This is a genomic window from Acuticoccus sediminis, assembly GCF_003258595.1.
Lineage (GTDB): Bacteria > Pseudomonadota > Alphaproteobacteria > Rhizobiales > Amorphaceae > Acuticoccus > Acuticoccus sediminis.
Genome location: NZ_QHHQ01000006.1, coordinates 400041 through 416250, shown reverse-complemented (window position 1 = coordinate 416250; position 16210 = coordinate 400041). Strand labels below are relative to the sequence as shown.

At 69.0% G+C, this 16210-nt stretch carries 13 protein-coding genes and 1 tRNA gene; 11 read left to right on the top strand and 3 right to left on the bottom strand.

What is annotated here, in order from left to right:
• Positions 1-67: 67 nt before the first annotated feature.
• Positions 68-817 (top strand): hypothetical protein, encoded by a 750-nt coding sequence (locus DLJ53_RS25820; protein WP_111350616.1) that lies wholly within the window; start codon positions 68-70, stop codon positions 815-817.
• On the opposite strand, the gene DLJ53_RS25815 is transcribed toward DLJ53_RS25820, so the two are convergent.
• Positions 768-1301 carry a hypothetical protein gene (locus DLJ53_RS25815; RefSeq protein ID WP_111350614.1) on the bottom strand — a complete coding sequence of 178 codons (534 nt, stop codon included), beginning with the start codon at positions 1299-1301 and terminating at the stop codon, positions 768-770. The genes DLJ53_RS25820 and DLJ53_RS25815 overlap by 50 nt on opposite strands.
• Positions 1302-1722: 421 nt before the next feature.
• Between DLJ53_RS25815 and DLJ53_RS25810 the strand changes: the two genes are divergently transcribed.
• Entirely contained in the window at positions 1723-1923 is a 201-nt protein-coding gene (locus DLJ53_RS25810; RefSeq protein ID WP_111350612.1) for a hypothetical protein, read from the top strand.
• Between the two features lie 540 nt (positions 1924-2463).
• On the opposite strand, the gene cueR is transcribed toward DLJ53_RS25810, so the two are convergent.
• The gene (gene cueR, locus DLJ53_RS25805; protein WP_111350662.1) at positions 2464-2862 is read right to left on the bottom strand and encodes a Cu(I)-responsive transcriptional regulator; all 399 of its coding nucleotides are present in this window, start codon (positions 2860-2862) and stop codon (positions 2464-2466) included.
• A 128-nt stretch (positions 2863-2990) separates the two neighbouring features.
• On the opposite strand from cueR, the gene DLJ53_RS25800 reads away from it, so the two are divergent.
• Entirely contained in the window at positions 2991-5471 is a 2481-nt protein-coding gene (locus DLJ53_RS25800; protein WP_111350610.1) for a heavy metal translocating P-type ATPase, read from the top strand.
• 37 nt (positions 5472-5508) lie between these two features.
• Here the strand turns inward: DLJ53_RS25800 and DLJ53_RS35320 are convergent, their stop codons facing one another.
• Positions 5509-5727 carry a lipopolysaccharide assembly protein LapA domain-containing protein gene (locus DLJ53_RS35320; RefSeq protein ID WP_162409548.1) on the bottom strand — a complete coding sequence of 73 codons (219 nt, stop codon included), beginning with the start codon at positions 5725-5727 and terminating at the stop codon, positions 5509-5511.
• 515 nt (positions 5728-6242) lie between these two features.
• Here DLJ53_RS35320 and DLJ53_RS25790 point away from each other — a divergent pair.
• From DLJ53_RS25790 to DLJ53_RS25755, 8 genes are all read left to right on the top strand, one after another.
• A tRNA-Arg gene (locus DLJ53_RS25790) sits at positions 6243-6319 on the top strand.
• Between the two features lie 537 nt (positions 6320-6856).
• Positions 6857-8452 carry an FAD-dependent monooxygenase gene (locus DLJ53_RS25785; RefSeq protein WP_111350660.1) on the top strand — a complete coding sequence of 532 codons (1596 nt, stop codon included), beginning with the start codon at positions 6857-6859 and terminating at the stop codon, positions 8450-8452.
• Between the two features lie 398 nt (positions 8453-8850).
• Positions 8851-9729 carry an IclR family transcriptional regulator gene (locus DLJ53_RS25780; protein ID WP_111350606.1) on the top strand — a complete coding sequence of 293 codons (879 nt, stop codon included), beginning with the start codon at positions 8851-8853 and terminating at the stop codon, positions 9727-9729.
• A complete protein-coding gene (locus DLJ53_RS25775; RefSeq protein WP_111350604.1) occupies positions 9695-10630 on the top strand; it encodes a TAXI family TRAP transporter solute-binding subunit in 936 nt (311 codons plus the stop codon). The genes DLJ53_RS25780 and DLJ53_RS25775 overlap by 35 nt, the downstream gene beginning before the upstream one ends.
• Before the next feature lie 45 nt (positions 10631-10675).
• A complete protein-coding gene (locus tag DLJ53_RS25770; RefSeq protein WP_111350602.1) occupies positions 10676-12547 on the top strand; it encodes a TRAP transporter permease in 1872 nt (623 codons plus the stop codon).
• Positions 12544-13710 (top strand): thiolase family protein, encoded by a 1167-nt coding sequence (locus DLJ53_RS25765; protein ID WP_111350600.1) that lies wholly within the window; start codon positions 12544-12546, stop codon positions 13708-13710. Before DLJ53_RS25770 ends, DLJ53_RS25765 begins: the two co-directional genes overlap by 4 nt.
• Positions 13711-13723: 13 nt before the next feature.
• Positions 13724-14101, top strand: coding sequence for a Zn-ribbon domain-containing OB-fold protein (locus DLJ53_RS25760; RefSeq protein ID WP_111350598.1), 378 nt, complete (start codon positions 13724-13726; stop codon positions 14099-14101).
• Positions 14098-16188: an acetate--CoA ligase family protein gene (locus tag DLJ53_RS25755; RefSeq protein ID WP_111350596.1), complete on the top strand. Its 2091-nt coding sequence runs from the start codon at positions 14098-14100 to the stop codon at positions 16186-16188. The genes DLJ53_RS25760 and DLJ53_RS25755 overlap by 4 nt, the downstream gene beginning before the upstream one ends.
• Positions 16189-16210 lie beyond the last annotated feature (22 nt).

Sequence of the window (16210 nt, the reverse complement as noted above, 5' to 3'; positions counted from 1 at the left end):
CCGCTCGCCGCGCGAGTTCATCAGGCTCAGTGCCTAAATCCAACCGCCGCTTGTCCGGCGAAATGGGGTGCACTCCACCGAGCAAGGCCAGCGCATCGCCGACCTCGTGACGCAACGATATCAGCACGAACAGGCTCTTGATGCCGAGACCGAAGCCCTGAAGGCCCAAAAGGCAGCAGCGGCGGACACTGCCCAGGAAACTGCGCAGCTAGGCCAACAGCTTGGTTCGGCCTTCTCCGATGCGTTCTCCGGATTCTTGCAGGATCTGAAGAGCGGCAAGTCTGGCGTAGAGGCTTTGCAAAACGCCCTTTCCCGCCTCGCCGATCAACTACTGAATATGGTAGTTAGCAACCTGTTCAGCAGCCTGTTGGGTGGTTTGGGGTTCGCAGGCGGTGGCGAGGTGAATGTACCTTCGTTCGCCAGTGGCGGCAGGATCAGTGGCCCCGGTTCGGGCACCAGCGATTCCATTCTAGCGCGTGTGTCGGACGGCGAGCACATCATTCGCGCCAAACAGGCAAAGCGCTTTCGGCCCCTTCTGGAGGCGATCAACAGCGGTGCAATCGACCGGCTTCCGGCCTTTGCGGCTGGCGGTGCCGTTGGCGGTGCGAGCGCAGCAATGATGGCGGGCTCGGTTGGCGGCAATCAGACCGTCAACTTCGCCCCGGTGATCAACGTGGAGAGCAAGGCATCGGGCGATCCCGTTGCCGACGCTAAGCAGGCCAAGGCCATTGGGGACGCGGTAGAGGATCGAATGCGCCATCTGGTCGTCAACGAAATGATGCGCCAGCAAAGGCCCGGTGGCATCCTTCGTCGGTGAGGGGCGCATATGAATGGACGTTGAGAAGGCGTCCAATCTCGGGATGGCGCGGGTACACGTAGTCCCCTGCGTCATTCACCCCTACGCCATGGTAGGTGGCATTAAACGCGACACACTCGTCATTCCAGGCGTTTTCGCACACCTCCGATCTGACCGGTGGCAAGACGACGCTGATATCGTCGTTTAGCTGCTTCGTCGGCACCACGCCGCAGTTCCAATCGCCCATCAGCCGACGACCGACACGGGCCATCGCCTCAAACTCGACGTCGGTGAACTTGGACGTCTCACCGCCCCATTCGTCATCGCCGCATAGCAGCGCGTCGAGGATGGCTTCCTCCTCCTCGGTGAACTCGTCATCGTCGCCGAATTCGTCGTGATAGTCCGCCCCGAAGGCCGGCGCGAACGCCATGCACTCAATCTCTTCGGCCCATTCCGCCATGAGGCGATATCCGGCCTGAGCTTCAGCTTCGTAATCAACCTGCATCTACAACCTTTCATATGTGATTCCGTTGGTGATGTTGTTAAGACTGCCCAGAAGCAGGCCGGTCGTCAAGCGGCATTTGCATTTGAAATTTCGCCAGAGTCCGCCTGAACTCTGGCTAACAAAATAGTATTTTATAATTTACTGCCTAAATCCAATACGCCCGGAATGGGTATCTTGAATTGTGTTCGGCGTGAGTCTAATCGGACCGCAGCACCAACCAGTACCCGCGAAATTTTGCAGGGTATTTTGCCGATGGTCCCGTTCGCCTGTAGCCACAATGGGGCTTAAGGTATTCGCTCAAGGATTATTGAGTTTGGTTTCGTATTCGTCGGTGAAAATAAAGCATTGACACGAATGCCGGCGCATCATAGGTGTCGATTACGGAAGCAATGGTGCTACCGGTTAAGAAGAGTGGATTAGCGTGGAAGTTTCAGAGCAAGAATTTTACGGTCTCGTTGACCGCATTGCCAATGAGTTCGTCGGGTTGTTCCCGAAGCATACCGGCATTGCCTTGGAGGATATGGCGGACGACGATAGCTTTTTGGACGACTCCGTCTGTACCGTTGTCACGCAGATCCTAGCGATAGGCTGCGGCATTGGGATCAAGGGTTCTATCGGATAGAACCGGAGTACCAGCGAATGCGAACGGCCCAACGCGCATTCGGAATGGTATGAAGTAACCCGGCTCAGAAAGCCGGGTTCATTATTTTGTGGGTTGGGCGAACCCTTAACGGCGAAGGATTGTCCACCCTTCGTTTTGGCGCCCACCTTCGTCTAACTATCTGATTTTAAGAGTGAAATTCGGTCCTCTTAATCAGCGGGTCCACGGTTCGAGTCCGTGTGCGCCTACCAAGTTTCCCACACAACTTGGTTCCAAACCCAACCTCCCCGGTCATCGCCGCGCGATCTGCACCACCGCCTGACGCGGTTCTGCACGCACATGCCGGCCGTTGGCCTCCCGCTCCGCACTCCGACACCTCCGCGCGGCGCAAGCGCCGCCCCGCGTGACCTCACGCGTCCGCGGGGCACGAGCCGCACGCCAGCTTGCGCGGCACTCACCCATCGCTCGCGGGCGGGGTCATCGCAGCTCCGTCGATTTGGCCAGACGCCGGAGCCGTCCTCGATCCCGCGGCGCCGGCACAGGTGTCGACACGGCGGACCGCTATTCCGCCGGGCAGGCGCCGCGCAGGTCGTCCATGATGGGGCAGTCCGGGCGGTCGTCGCCATGGCAGCGCACGACGAGCGCTTCCAGGGTGGCGCGCATCGCCTGAAGCTCGGCGATCTTCGCCTCGATGCGGGTGAGGTGGCCCTCGGCGACGGCCTTCACGTCGTGGCTGTGGCGGTGGTCGTTCCGCTCCAGCGTGAGGAGCGTACGGCAGTCCTCGACGCTGAAGCCGAGCGAGCGCGCCCGGCCGATGAAGGCGAGCGCCGCCAGTTCCCCCTCGCCGAAGACCCGGTAACCGTTCGTGAGCCGCTGCGGGCGCACGAGGCCGATGTCCTCGTAGTAGCGGATCGTCTTGGCCGGAACGCCGCTGTGCGCGGCCGCATCTCCGATATTCATCGACGTCTCCATACGCCTCCATGTGCCTCGCAATCAGATGGGTGCGGGTCTCTTGACCTTCCAGTGACTGGAAGCCCCACATCGCTTCCGTTGCCCGCAATCGGCACCCGCAGCACATGAGGCAGGCCATGGCCCACACCCATCACGCCCACGAACACGCCATGCCGGAGACCACACCGCCGCCGACGGTCGTGCGCGACCCTGTCTGCGGCATGACCGTCGATCCCGCCGCCGGCAAGCCGACCCATGTCCACGACGGCCACACCTATCATTTCTGCTGCGAGGGCTGCCGCAAGAAGTTCGCCGCCGCGCCGCAGGACTACCTGACGGCCGAGGACCCGGTCTGCGGCATGAACGTCAACCGCGCGAGCGCGCGGTTCATGGTCCGCCACGAGGGCGAGAAGGTCTATTTCTGCTCCTCCCGCTGCCAGGAGAAGTTCGAGGCCGACCCGGCCTCCTACATGGGCGACCGCCCCGCGCCGGAGCCGATGCCCGAAGGCACCATCTACACCTGCCCGATGCACCCCGAGATCGAGCAGGTCGGCCCCGGGAGCTGCCCGATCTGCGGCATGGCGCTCGAGCCGAAGGGCGTGCCGGTGGGCGAGGTCGGCCCCAACCCCGAGTTGGTCGACTTCACGCGGCGCTTCACCGTCGGGGCGATCCTGACGGTGCCGCTGGTGATCATCGCGATGGGGCCGATGGCGGGGCTCGACGTCCCGGCGCTGATCGGCCCACGCGTCGCGAAGTGGGCCGAGCTGGTGCTGGCGACGCCGGTCGTCCTGTGGTGCGGCTGGCCGTTCCTCGAGCGCGGGGCACGCTCGTTCCGGTCGATGAACCTCAACATGTTCAGCCTCATCGGCATGGGCGTGGCGGCGGCCTACCTCTTCAGCCTCGTCGCCGTGCTGGTGCCCGGCATCTTCCCGGCGGGCTTCCGCGACCACAACGGCGAGGTCGGCGTCTACTTCGAGGCGGCGGCGGTCATCGTCGTCCTCGTGCTCCTCGGCCAGATCATGGAGCTGCGGGCGCGCGAGCGCACCGGGACCGCGATCCGCGCCCTCCTGGACCTTGCCGCAAAGACGGCGCGCATCGTCCGCGCGGACGGCCGCGAGGAGGAGGTTCCGCTGGAGGATGTCGTGCTGGGCGACCGGCTGCGCGTGCGCCCCGGCGAGAAGGTGCCCGTGGACGGGACGGTCGTGGAGGGCCGCTCCTCCATCGACGAGTCCATGCTGACGGGCGAACCCGTCCCGGTCGAGAAGGTCGCCGGCGACACCGTCACCGGCGCGACGCTCAACGGTTCCGGCACCCTGATCATCGAGGCGACACGCATCGGCAAGGACACGATGCTGTCGCGCATCGTCGAGATGGTCGCCTCGGCGCAGCGCTCGCGCGCGCCGATCCAGAAGCTCGCCGACCGGGTTGCCGGCTGGTTCGTGCCGGCGGTCATCGGCGTCGCGGTGCTGGCGTTCGTCGCCTGGTCGGCCTTCGGCCCCTCCCCGTCGTTCGGCCACGCGCTGGTCGCGGCGATCTCGGTGCTGATCATCGCCTGCCCCTGCGCGCTGGGCCTGGCGACGCCGATGTCCATCATGGCCGCCACCGGACGCGGGGCGCAGGCCGGCGTCCTCATCCGCGACGCGGAGGCGCTGGAGGGATTTGCCCGCGTCGACACCCTGATCGTCGACAAGACCGGGACGCTGACGATCGGCAAGCCCGAGCTCGTCGCCGTCGTCCCCGAGGGCGCCCATGACGAAGACGAGGTGCTGCGCCTCGCCGCGAGCCTCGAGCGCGGCTCGGAGCACCCTCTCGCCGAGGCGATCGTGAAGGGCGCCGAGGCGCGCGGCCTCGAGCTCGCCAAGGCGGAGGACTTCGAGGCGGCCACCGGCAAGGGCGTCTCCGGCCGCGTCGAGGGCCGCGCCGTCGCGCTCGGCAACGCCAAGATGCTGTCCGACCTCGGCATCGCTGCCCCGACCGATGACGCCGACGCGCGCCGCGACCAGGGCGAGACGGTGATGTTCGTGGTGGTGGACGGGGCCGTCGCCGGTCTCGTCAGCGTCGCCGACCCGGTGAAGGAGACGTCTGCCGACGCCCTGAAGGCGCTGCACGAGCTCGGCCTTCGCATCATCATGGCGACCGGCGACAACGCCCGGACCGCCAGGGCGATCGCGGGCCGGCTCGGCATCGACGACATCCGCGCCGACGTCTCCCCCGAGGACAAGGCCACCATCGTCGCCGAGCTGAAGCGTGAGGGCCGCACGGTCGCGATGGCGGGCGACGGCGTCAACGACGCTCCGGCACTCGCGGCGGCCGACGTCGGCATCGCCATGGGGACCGGCGCCGACGTTGCCATCGAAAGCGCCGGCCTGACGCTGGTGAAGGGGGATCTCAACGGCATCGTGCGCGCGCGCCGCCTGTCGCTGGCGACGATGGCGAATATCCGCCAGAACCTCTTCTTCGCGCTGATCTACAACCTCGCCGGCGTACCGATCGCGGCGGGCGTGCTCTACCCGGTGTTCGGCATCCTGCTGTCGCCGATGTTCGCGGCGGCGGCGATGAGCCTGTCATCGGTGTCGGTCATCTCCAACTCGCTGCGGCTCAAGGCGGCGAAGATCTGACCCGGCACTCGCCGCCGGGCCGTCTGCGCCCGGCGGATCAGCCGGCCTTGCGCTCGCGCAGCGGCCGGCGTAGCGCGGCCCAGAGCGTCGTGCCGGTCAGCATGCCGAGGACGTAGACGCCGATCACCACGACAGCGAGCGGAGCCGTCAGCGACCAGCTGAACAGCGCGACGGTGACCGACCCGGTGTTCTGGATCGCGAAGATCGCGATCAGGATGACGAGGACGACGGCGATGATCGAATTGATGCGGTGCATGGCTCTTTGCTCTCTCGATGGTCGATCCGCAGGCGGGGCCGCCAGCGGGAGGCGCGCGAACGGTCCGGCCCGGTCCATCGGCTCGCATGCCGCGGTCCCCGGCCGCCGTTGAGGACGGACCCGCCGCGAAGGCCACCCCCGCCGGCGCGTTCGATCCGATCCTCCCACGAAGGAGTGCCGGTGCGATCGCATCTCAGCAAGATTTTTCTTGCCGCGATCCGCAATCGCCCCGGTCTCGTCCCCGGCCGGTGGCGATCCCTCGCCGCGCCCCCCGTCTCGCAACGCGCGCGGCGACGCGGATGCCCCCTTCCCTCGTTTCGGCAACGGTGCTGCGCGCCAGGCTCCACGATGAGCGGACCGGTAGACGCGAGCCGTCGCCGGAAGACTTATGCACAGACGCGAACGCACCCGCCAAAATTTCCCAGGCGTTTGGAATTAGGCCCTTGCAATGGCCGGAGCGGGGGGATAGATGGGGGCCTCCAACGCACTCCGGTTCGCCCGGAACTGCAAGGCCGGCGCCGGTAGCTCAGCTGGATAGAGCACCAGACTACGAATCTGGGGGTCGGGGGTTCGAATCCTCCCCGGCGCGCCAACAAATCAACGCCTTCGACTGGGTCGTTTGATGGGTTGGACAAGAGCGGCTGACGATTGGACATATCCCCAGGCAGTTCGTTCGGCATCACCATATCGGCAATCGGCTCGTGGTGACGCAATGTGCGATCCTTCGAAACGCATCGTGGGGTGAGCGACGCCACGTGCTCGTCATCACGCCCGGTCAGACCAGGGCCGGCACATGGTCGTTCGTTGGCCATGAAAGGCCGCCGTTGCCTGCCCGATCAGGGAATTGGCCGACGGCCGGGTTGATGGCTCCGGGTCTGCTTACCGTCATGCTCGCTGACGCGGGCCTACGGATGGGCCGTGAGGGCACGGGCAGGATGTAGCGCCCCCCGGTGCACCGCCTATGGCCGCCTTCGATCGCCTCCCCTTTTTGCTTCCGAACGACATCGAACCCGACCCGGCCGGCGAGGGCGAGCCGGTCCGATCCGGCCCGGCTGCGCCGATTGACAGGGTGCGCGGCGGGCCGACAGTCTGGGCGCCGTCGTTGAACTCACGCGAAACAGGGGCGCGGATGTCGGACGTTCTGGTGGTCGGGGCCGGTCCCGTGGGCCTCACGATGGCGTCCGAGCTCGCACGCCACGGCATCCGCTGCCGCATCGTCGACCGGATGGAGATCCCGCTCCCCTATTGCCGCGCCATCGGCGTCACCCCGCGCACGCTGGAGGTGTGGGATGACATGGGGGTCGCCCGCGAGATGGTCGACGCCGGCCTCTGGCTCGAGGGCATGCGCTCGTACATCGACGGGCACCCCGTCGGCGACACCGCCGCCACCTTCGACGACCTCCCCTATTCCGAGCTCGGCCTGCCGCAGTACGAGACCGAGCGGCTGCTCGGCCGCCACCTCGCGCGGTTCGGCATTGCGGTCGAGCGCGGCGTCGCGCTGAGCGAGCTCGTCCAGGACGGGACCGGCGTCGCCGCGCGGCTGGAACACGCCGACGGCTCGGCCGAGAACGCGCGCTTCCGCTACGTCGTCGGCTGCGACGGCGCCCACAGCGCGGTGCGGCACGCGCTCGGCATCGGCTTTCCGGGCGAGGCCTTCCCGATGGGCTTCATGCTCGGCGACGTCAGGATCGAATGGGACCTGCCGCGCGGCATGGCGTTGCGCGCCCTCAGGCTGAACGAGGACGCCGCGCCGGACATGTTCATCGCCATCCCGCTGCCGGAGGCGGGCCGCTATCGCGTCTCGATGCTGGCACCGGAGCCCGGGGATGACGCGGCCGGCACCGACCACGGCATCCAGACCGAGGCGAAGGGACCGGATCTGGCGGCGATCGCGGCCGTCGCGGCGGCGCTCCTGCCGGAATTGCCGCCGATCTCGGACCTGCGCTGGTCGTCCTATTTCCGCATCAGCATGCGCCTCGCGGACCGCTACCGCGACGGGCGCGTCTTCATCGCCGGCGACGCGGCGCACATCCACCCGCCGACGGGCGGCCAGGGGATGAACACCGGGATCCAGGACGCCTACAACCTCGCCTGGAAGCTCGCGCTTGTGCTGCAGCGCGCGGCTCCCGAAACGCTCCTCGACAGCTACGAGAGCGAGCGCCGGCCGGTGGGCGCCGACGTCGTGCAGCGGACCCGCGCGGCGAGCGAGAACTACGGCCGGGCCAAGGGTGAAAAGCCTGACCGCCTCGCCGACACGCAGATCCTGGTGAGCTATCGCGGCGGCGATTTCGTGACCGCCGGCGAGCCGCCGCTACCGGCGCACGGCCCGGCGCCCGGCGATCGCGCTCCGGACGCCGCCGGACTGCGGCGCCGCGGCATCGGCTTTCCCGTCCGCCTGTTCGACATCCTTCGCGGGACGGACCACGTGCTCCTCGTCCAGCTCGGCGATGCGGGCGAGACGGCGCTTGCCGAACTCGGTGCGTTCGCCGCGGACCTCGCGGCGACGTACGGCACGCACGTGCGCCTCTGCGCGATCGCACCGGCCGACGTCGCCTGGCAGCCGCTGATGCCACTCTGCGTCGACGCGGAAGGATCGTTCGCCGCAGCGTATGGGCCGGGCGAGACCGCGGTCCTCGTCAGGCCGGACGGCTATGTCGGCTGGCGCGGTCGATCCTGGCGTGACGCCACGCTCGGGAGCCACCTCGCCAAGATCTTCACGGCCTGACACCAGCCGCCGCGCCGCTCGCGAAACGGCCGGCCCCCGCCCCGAACAAGCGCCACCTCCGGAACGGACCGCCGACGGCTCAGGCCCGGGGTGCTGACACCGCGCGTCTGCCCCCTCCCAATCGGTCCTGACGCTCACGCCGGGCCCGGTCGAGAACCCGCCCACTGATCGAGGCGCCCGGCGCGACCCGCATCGGAGTGTCGCTGCGCATTCTGCCCGGCTCCGCCCCTGCCGCAGGGACGGGTCCGCGCCGCGCGTTTCGAGGCGACGGGGTTTTGTCTCACTGTTCGCAACTTCATTTCATGCGCCGAAAAACATCGCTGATACGTGTTGATTGAAGCGATAATTAATGCTCTTTCTGTTGCGCATAACGAGACTGCGGAGCCGAAGACCACGCCATGGACGAGATGCAGAGCGTCTCTCGCGCGATCACGACGCTGCGGACGGTCGCCGAGACCGGGACCGCCGGCGCCCGCGTGACCGACGTCTCGCTCCACCTCGGCCTCCACAAGGCGTCGACGTCGCGGCTGCTCGCGAGCCTCGTCTCGCTCGGCGCGCTCGTCCGCGGCGAGGACCGCCGCTTCCGCGTCGATGCCGACTTCCTCGCCACCCTCGGCGCGCCCGCGAACCAGGCGCGGCTGCGCCAGGCCGCGCGCCCCGGCCTCGCCCGCCTCACCCACGAGCTGCAGGACACCAGCTTCCTGTCGGTCCGCAGCGGGCTCGATTCGCTGTGCATCGACCGGCACGTCGGCGCCTACCCGATCCAGGCGCTGTCGCTCGACATCGGCAGCCGCCGGCCGCTCGGCGTCGGCGCCGGCAGCCTCGCCCTCCTCGCCTGGCTCGCCGAGCCGGAAGGCGAGGAGACGCTTCAGGCCCAGGCCGGGCGGCTCGGCAACTACCCCCACATCACCGTCGAGATGATCCGAGCCAACGCCGGGATCGCGCGCGGAGCCGGCGTGACCGAGCTTCCCAACTTCGTCATCCCCGGGATGACGGGCATGGGCGCCCCGGTCCGGGACGCCTCGGGTCTCGTCGTCGCGGCGATCAGCGTCGCCGCCGTCGGCGATCGCCTTTCCGGCGCGCGGCGCGAGCAGGCCACCGCCCTCCTGATGGAGGAAGCGGCCGCCATCGGCGCCCGTCTCACGGACAACAACGCAACGGGACGCGACCTCGGCCCTCCCCAGGCGCCGGCACAGCGGCAACCCGCGCCCCGAAAGCGGGCCATCAAAGGGAGAAACGACCATGAAGACGACATTCGGAGCGATCATCGCACTTAGCGTGGGCCTCGGCCTCACCCCGGCGAACGCGCAGAACCTGACACTCGCGTCCGGCCCCTCGGGCGGGACCTGGTATCCGCTCGGCGCGGCGCTCGCCAACATCATCGAGCGGGAAGTCCCCGGCACGCGCGTCAGCGTCGTCAACGGCGTGACGGTCGCCAACATCCTCGGCACCAACGCGGGCCAGTACGACCTCGCGATGTCGCTCTCCACCACCAACGCCGAGGCGGTCGAGGGCATCGGCCAGCACTTCGCCGGGCCGCAGGAGAACATCACCGGGATCGCGAAGTTCTACGCCTCGCCGTACCAGATGGCCGTACGCGCCGACAGCGACATCAAGAGCGTCGAGGACTTCTCCGGCAAGATCGTCAATCCGGGCGTCGTCGGCGGCTCCACCGACGTGATGACCCAGAACGTCCTCGGCCTCTACGACCTCTCCTACGACGACCTCGGCCGCGTCGAGCGCCTCTCCTACGCCGACGCCTCGATGCAGATGAAGGACGGCCACCTCGACGTCTTCACCGGCATCCTGTCCGTCCCCTCGGGCGCGATCTCCGAAGTGGCCCTCGGCACCGGCGTGCGGCTCATCCCCGTCGGCGAGGACAAGATCGCCGCGCTGCAGGAGAAGAACCCCGGCTACGCGTCGATCGAGATTCCGGCCGGCACCTACAAGGGCCAGACGGAGGCGACGCTCGCGGTCGGCATGAACAACGTCCTCATCGCCAACAAGTCGCTCGATCCGGAGCTGGTGGAGAAGATCACCCGCGCCATCGTCGAGAACGCGGCCGAGCTGCACAGCGTCAACGCCGCGCTGAAGGACTTCGGGCCGGAGACGGCGGCGGACGGCATCGGCGTCACGCTGCATCCCGGCGCCGCCCAGTACTACGACACCGCCAAGTAGGTCGAAGAGAGGAGCAGCCCTGCCCCCGCGGCAGGGCGTCATCCCATGGTATTGCGAACGCTGTTCATCGTGGCCGCGCTGGCGCTGGCGGCCTTCCATCTCGGCACCGGGTTCTTCGGCGTGTTCCAGAGCTTCACGCAGCGGAACGCGCACCTCCTGCTCGTCGTCGCGTGCCTCGCGGCGGCCGCCCTCACGGCGCCGGGCGCCTCGCGCCGCGAGCGTATCGTCACGATCGGCGCGTCGGTCGCGCTGTCGGCCGCGCTGATCTACAACCTCGCCCTCGCGGACTACTTCAACAACCGCATGGCCTACGTCATGCCGCTGTCGACGGTGGCGATCGTCATGGCCTTCATCGGCATGGCGAGCCTCTTCGTCATCTCGGTCCGGCTCCTGGGCGTCGCGTTCGGCGCGATCGTCGCGGTCTTCCTGCTCTACGCCGCGTTCGGCCACCTCATTCCCGGCGCGCTCGGGCACCGCTACTTCGGCGTCTCCTGGACCGTGGACCACCTCTGGTACACGAAGGAGGGCGTGTTCGGCATCCCGCTGGGCGTGTCGGCGACATACATCTACCTCTTCGTCCTGTTCGGCGCGGTGCTCGACCGCTGCGGCGGCGGGCAGTTCATGATCGACATGGCGATGGCCCTCACCGGGCGCCTTCGCGGCGGCCCCGCCAAGGCGGCCATCATCGGCTCGGCCGCCATGGGCACCATCTCGGGCTCCGCCGTCGCCAACGTGGTGACGACCGGCGCGGTGACGATCCCGCTCATGAAGCGCAACGGCTACAAGCCGCACTTCGCGGCGGGGGTCGAGGCGGCGGCCTCTTCCGGCGGGCAGCTCATGCCGCCGGTGATGGGCGCGACCGCCTTCATCATCGCCGAGTTCGTCGGCCGCCCCTACGCCGAGGTCGCCGTCTCGGCGATCGTGCCGGCGCTCCTCATGTACCTCGGCATCTTCGTGACGGTGCACTGCGAGGCGCTGCGTTCGGGCATCCAGCACGGCGTGCGCGGCCCGGCGATCCCCGCCGTGCTGCGCGAGGGGATCCTGTTCGTCCTGCCGATCGTCGTCGTCGCCTACTCGGTCTTCATCTATTCGCCGATGCGCGCCGGCCTCAACGGCGTCCTCACCGTGGTGGCCGTCGCGGCGACGTACGCCTTGCTGCGGGGCGGTCTCGTGAAGCTGCCGCGGCGGCTTCTGGACGGGATCGTCGAGGCCGCGAAGGCCGCGGGCCCGGTCGCGGTCGCCTGCGCGGCCTCGGGCATGATCGTCGGCATCCTCAGCCTCACCGGACTCGGCCTGACGGTGAACCGCGTCATCCTCGAGCTTGCCGGACACTCGCTGATTGGCGCGCTCGTCCTGACGATGGTCTCCTCGCTGATCCTCGGCATGGGGCTGCCGACGGTCGCCGCCTACCTGGTCCAGGCCGGCATCACCATCCCGGCCCTCATCGACCTCGGGGTCTCGCCGATCCCGGCGCACCTCTTCGTCTTCTACTTCGCGATCCTGGGCAATGTGACGCCGCCGGTCGCCGTCGCCGCCTACGCCGCGGCCGCGGTGGCGGACAGCAACCCGTCGCGCACCGGCTGGACCGCGTTCGCGATCTCCGTCCCGGCCTTCATCGTGCCGTTCATGTTCGTGATGGACCCGGTGCTGCTTCTCGACGGCAGCATCTGGCGGATCTTCCTCTCCATCGCGACGGCGGCGATCGGCGTCGCGGCGCTCGCGTCGGCCATTGTCGGCTACGCCACCGGACCGCTCGGGATCGTGCCGCGCATCCTGCTCGCGGGCGGCGCGCTGATGATGCTGGTGCCCGGCTGGGCGAGCGACATCGGCGGCGTCGTCCTCGCGGCCGCCGCCCTCGCCCTCGCCGGCCGCACCGGCGCTCGGACCCCCATCCAACTGAAGGAGGCGCCGAAATGACGCCCGTCGCCATCGAAGGGGTAGGTCTGACCCCCTTCGGCCGCCTGGAAGGGCGCGACACGCTGGACCTCATGTCCGAGGCCGCGACCCTCGCCCTCGCCGATGCGGGCCTGGAACGCGGGGCCATCGACGGCCTCGTCACCGGCTACTCGACCGCGATGCCGCACCTGATGCTGGCGACCCTCTTCGCCGAGCATTTCGGGATCCGGCCGCACTACGCGCAGGCGATCCAGATGGGCGGCGCCACGGGCTGCGGCATGGTCATGCTGGCGCGGCTTCTCGTTGCGTCCGGGCAGTGCCGGCGGGTGCTGGTCGTCGCGGGCGAGAACCGCCTCACCAACACCGGCGGCCGCGACAGCGCGATCCAGACGCTCTCCCAGGTCGGCCACGCCCGCCACGAAGTGCCGCACGGCGCGACGATCCCGGCCTACTACGCCCTCCTCGCCTCGCTCTACGGCAACGCCTACGGCACCTCCGAGGAGGACCTCGCCGAGGTCGCCGTCTTCATGCGCGACCACGCCGCGCGGATGGAGGGGGCGCACCTCACCGACGCGATCACGGTCGCCGACGTGATGGGCTCGCGCCCCATCGCAACGCCGCTCAAGATGATGGACTGCTGCCCGATCTCCGACGGTGCCACGGCGCTCGTAGTGTCTGCGGATGCACCGGCCGGGGCCCCCTTCCTCGTCGGCAGCGGCCAGGCGCACCGCCACCAGCACATCTCCGTCGCCACCGACGTCGACCGCTTCGGCGCCTCCGACGCGGCCGGCCGTGCCTTCGCCGAGGCGGGCCTTGCGCCGGAGCAGATGGAGGTGCTCGGCATCTACGACAGCTTCACCATCACCGCGACGATGCTGCTGGAGGAGCTCGGCTTCTCCGCCCGCGGCAAGACCGCGGAGGACATCCGCGCCGGGCGCTATGCCAGCGACGGCGGCATCCCGCTCAACACCCACGGCGGCCTCCTCTCCTACGGCCACCCTGGCGTTGCCGGCGGCATGGCGCACATCGTCGAGGTGGTGCGGCACATGACCGGCAAGGCGGGCGGGCGGCAGGGGTCCCGGCGGCCCGCCTTCGGCTTCTGCCACGGCGACGGCGGGATCCTGTCCGCCCACGTCAGTCTCGTCCTCGCCATGGAGCCCAGAACAGCGGAGCCGCGCCCATGAAGGTTCGCCAACAATGAAGGCCATCGAAGAGCTCGTCCGCGCCGAGGCCGCGCAGGGCCGCATCGCCTACCAGAGCTGCCGGGCCTGCGGCACCGTCGCCGCCTTCCCGCGCCCCTTCTGCCCCTCCTGCGGCTCGGCGGACATCGAGTACCTCTCGTCGGAAGGGCGCGGCCGCGTCGCCGCCGTGACGACGCTTCACCGCGCACCGACCCTCGCCCACAAGGAGCGTCTTCCCTACTCGGTCGCCCTCGTCGACCTCGAGGAAGGCATCCGCGTGATGGGGGGCGCCGCCGAGGGCCTTGCGGTCGGCGACGCCGTCACCGCACAGTCGCTCGAATTCGACGGCGCGCCCCTCATCCATTTCATCCCGTTCGACCGGACCCGACCATGAGCCTTGCCCCCTTCCTTTCGCCCGAGAGCGTCGCCATCGTCGGCGCGTCGGACAATCCCGACAAGATCGGCGGCCGTCCGATCCGCTACCTGAGAGAGTTCGGCTTCAAGGGCGACGTCTTCCCGATCAATCCCGGCCGCGACACGGTGCAGGGCCTGAAGGCCTACGCCTCCCTCGCAGACCTCCCGAAGGTGCCGGACGCCGTCATCATCGCCGTCGCCGGCACCGGCGTCGTGGACACCGTCAACACCTGCGCCGCGCTCGGCGTGAAGGCCGCCATCGTGATGGCGAGCGGCTTCGGCGAGACGGGCCCCGAAGGCAAGCGCATCGAGGCCGAGATGCGCGAGACCGCCCACAAGGCCGGCATGCGCATCGTCGGCCCCAACAGCCAGGGCCTCGCCAACTTCGGCACCGGCGCGGTCCTCAGCTTCTCGACCATGTTCATCGAGGCGCAGCCCGAGGACGGGCCGGTCGCCTGCATCAGCCAGTCGGGCGCGATGAGCGTCGTGCCCTACGGCATGCTGCGCGCCCGCGGCATCGGCGTGCGCCACTGCCACGCCACCGGCAACGACAGCGACGTCAACGTCGCCGAGCTCGCCGCCGAGGTGGTGCAGGACCCGGACGTCAAGCTCCTGCTGCTCTACCTCGAAAGTCTGCCCGACCCGGCCGCCCTCGCCCGCACCGCGGCGATCGCCAAGGAGCGCGACGTTCCGATCATCGCCGTGAAGTCGGGCCGCACGGCAGCCGGCTCGCGTGCCGCGCAGTCCCACACCGGCGCAATCGCCACAGAGGACCGCATCGTCGACGCGTTCTTCGCCAAGAACGGCATCTGGCGCGCCAAGGGAATGCGCGACCTGGTGCGCGCGGCCGAACTCTACCTGAAGGGCTGGAAGCCGGTGGGGCGGCGCCTCGCCGTGATCTCCAACTCCGGCGCGACCTGCGTCCTCGCGGTCGACGCGGCCGAGCATGCGGGCCTCGAGATGGCCGAGTTCCCGCCCGCCATCGAGGACGAGCTGCGCTCCATCCTTCCGGGCTTCGCCTCCCCCCGCAATCCGGTCGACATCACCGCCGCGCTGCTGACCGACAGCGGCCTCTTCAGCCGGGTGCTGCCGGCGGCGGGTCGCGACACCAGCGTCGACATGTTCCTCGTCGGCATCCCCGTCAGCGGCAAGGGCTACGACTTCCCGCGCTTCGCCGCCGACACGGGTGCGTTCCTGAAGGACGGCGGCAAGCCCGTGGTCCTCGCCGCGCCGCAGGCGTCAGTGCGCGAGGCGTTCGCGCGCGAGGGCGTGCCGGTGTTCGAGACCGAGGACGACGCGGTCGAGGCGATGACGCAGTTCGTCAACCACCGCGCCCTGATGGCCCGCTCGCGTCCCGGCGCCCCCGCCGCCGCGCGCCCCCCCGCGCCATTGGAGGGCCTCGACGAGAACCGCTCGCTGCAGCTCATCGCCGCCGCGGGCGTAACGGTCGCCCGCCACCGCCTCTGCACTACCCTCGACGCCGCGCGGTCCTTCCTTGAGGACGCACCGGGCAAGATCGTCCTCAAGGCCTGCTCGGCGGCGATCCCGCACAAGTCCGAGCACGGACTGGTCCGCCTCAACATCGACAGCGAGGAGGCGCTCGCCTCCGCCTATGCCGACCTCGTGGCCGGCGTCGAGCGGCTCGGCCAGCCGTTCGAGGGCCTGCTCGCGTGCGACCAGGTGAAGGGCGAGCGCGAGCTCGTCATCGGCGGCTACCATGACCCGGTGTTCGGTCCGGCGGTGGTCATCGGCGACGGCGGCATCACGGTCGAGGCGATGCCCGACAACGTGCTGCTCCTGTCGCCCTTCGACGAAGCCGAGGTGATGGACGCGCTGCAGACGCTGCGGATCGCGCCGCTCTTCCGGGGCGTGCGCGGCCAGCCGCCGCTCGATGCCGGGGCGGTCGCAAGGGCCGCCATCGCGGTCGGGAAGCTCCTGTGCGACGAGACGGCGGACGTGCGCTCGGTCGACGTCAACCCGCTGATCGTCAGCGCATCGGGCGCCATCGCCGTCGACGCCCTCGTCGAGGTGGCCGCCACCGCGACTGCCCGGGCCGCCGCGCAGTAGCGCGCCGGAGCCGCTACTCCAG

Excerpts from the sequence above, each read along its gene's own strand:
- DLJ53_RS25815 (WP_111350614.1), bottom strand. The coding sequence starts at position 1,301 with ATGCAGGTTGATTACGAAGCTGAAGCTCAGGCCGGATATCGCCTCATG.
- cueR (WP_111350662.1), bottom strand. The coding sequence starts at position 2,862 with ATGAATATCGGAGATGCGGCCGCGCACAGCGGCGTTCCGGCCAAGACG.
- DLJ53_RS25800 (WP_111350610.1), top strand. The coding sequence starts at position 2,991 with ATGGCCCACACCCATCACGCCCACGAACACGCCATGCCGGAGACCACA.
- DLJ53_RS35320 (WP_162409548.1), bottom strand. The coding sequence starts at position 5,727 with ATGCACCGCATCAATTCGATCATCGCCGTCGTCCTCGTCATCCTGATC.
- DLJ53_RS25785 (WP_111350660.1), top strand. The coding sequence starts at position 6,857 with ATGTCGGACGTTCTGGTGGTCGGGGCCGGTCCCGTGGGCCTCACGATG.
- DLJ53_RS25780 (WP_111350606.1), top strand. The coding sequence starts at position 8,851 with ATGGACGAGATGCAGAGCGTCTCTCGCGCGATCACGACGCTGCGGACG.
- DLJ53_RS25775 (WP_111350604.1), top strand. The coding sequence starts at position 9,695 with ATGAAGACGACATTCGGAGCGATCATCGCACTTAGCGTGGGCCTCGGC.
- DLJ53_RS25770 (WP_111350602.1), top strand. The coding sequence starts at position 10,676 with ATGGTATTGCGAACGCTGTTCATCGTGGCCGCGCTGGCGCTGGCGGCC.
- DLJ53_RS25765 (WP_111350600.1), top strand. The coding sequence starts at position 12,544 with ATGACGCCCGTCGCCATCGAAGGGGTAGGTCTGACCCCCTTCGGCCGC.
- DLJ53_RS25760 (WP_111350598.1), top strand. The coding sequence starts at position 13,724 with ATGAAGGCCATCGAAGAGCTCGTCCGCGCCGAGGCCGCGCAGGGCCGC.
- DLJ53_RS25755 (WP_111350596.1), top strand. The coding sequence starts at position 14,098 with ATGAGCCTTGCCCCCTTCCTTTCGCCCGAGAGCGTCGCCATCGTCGGC.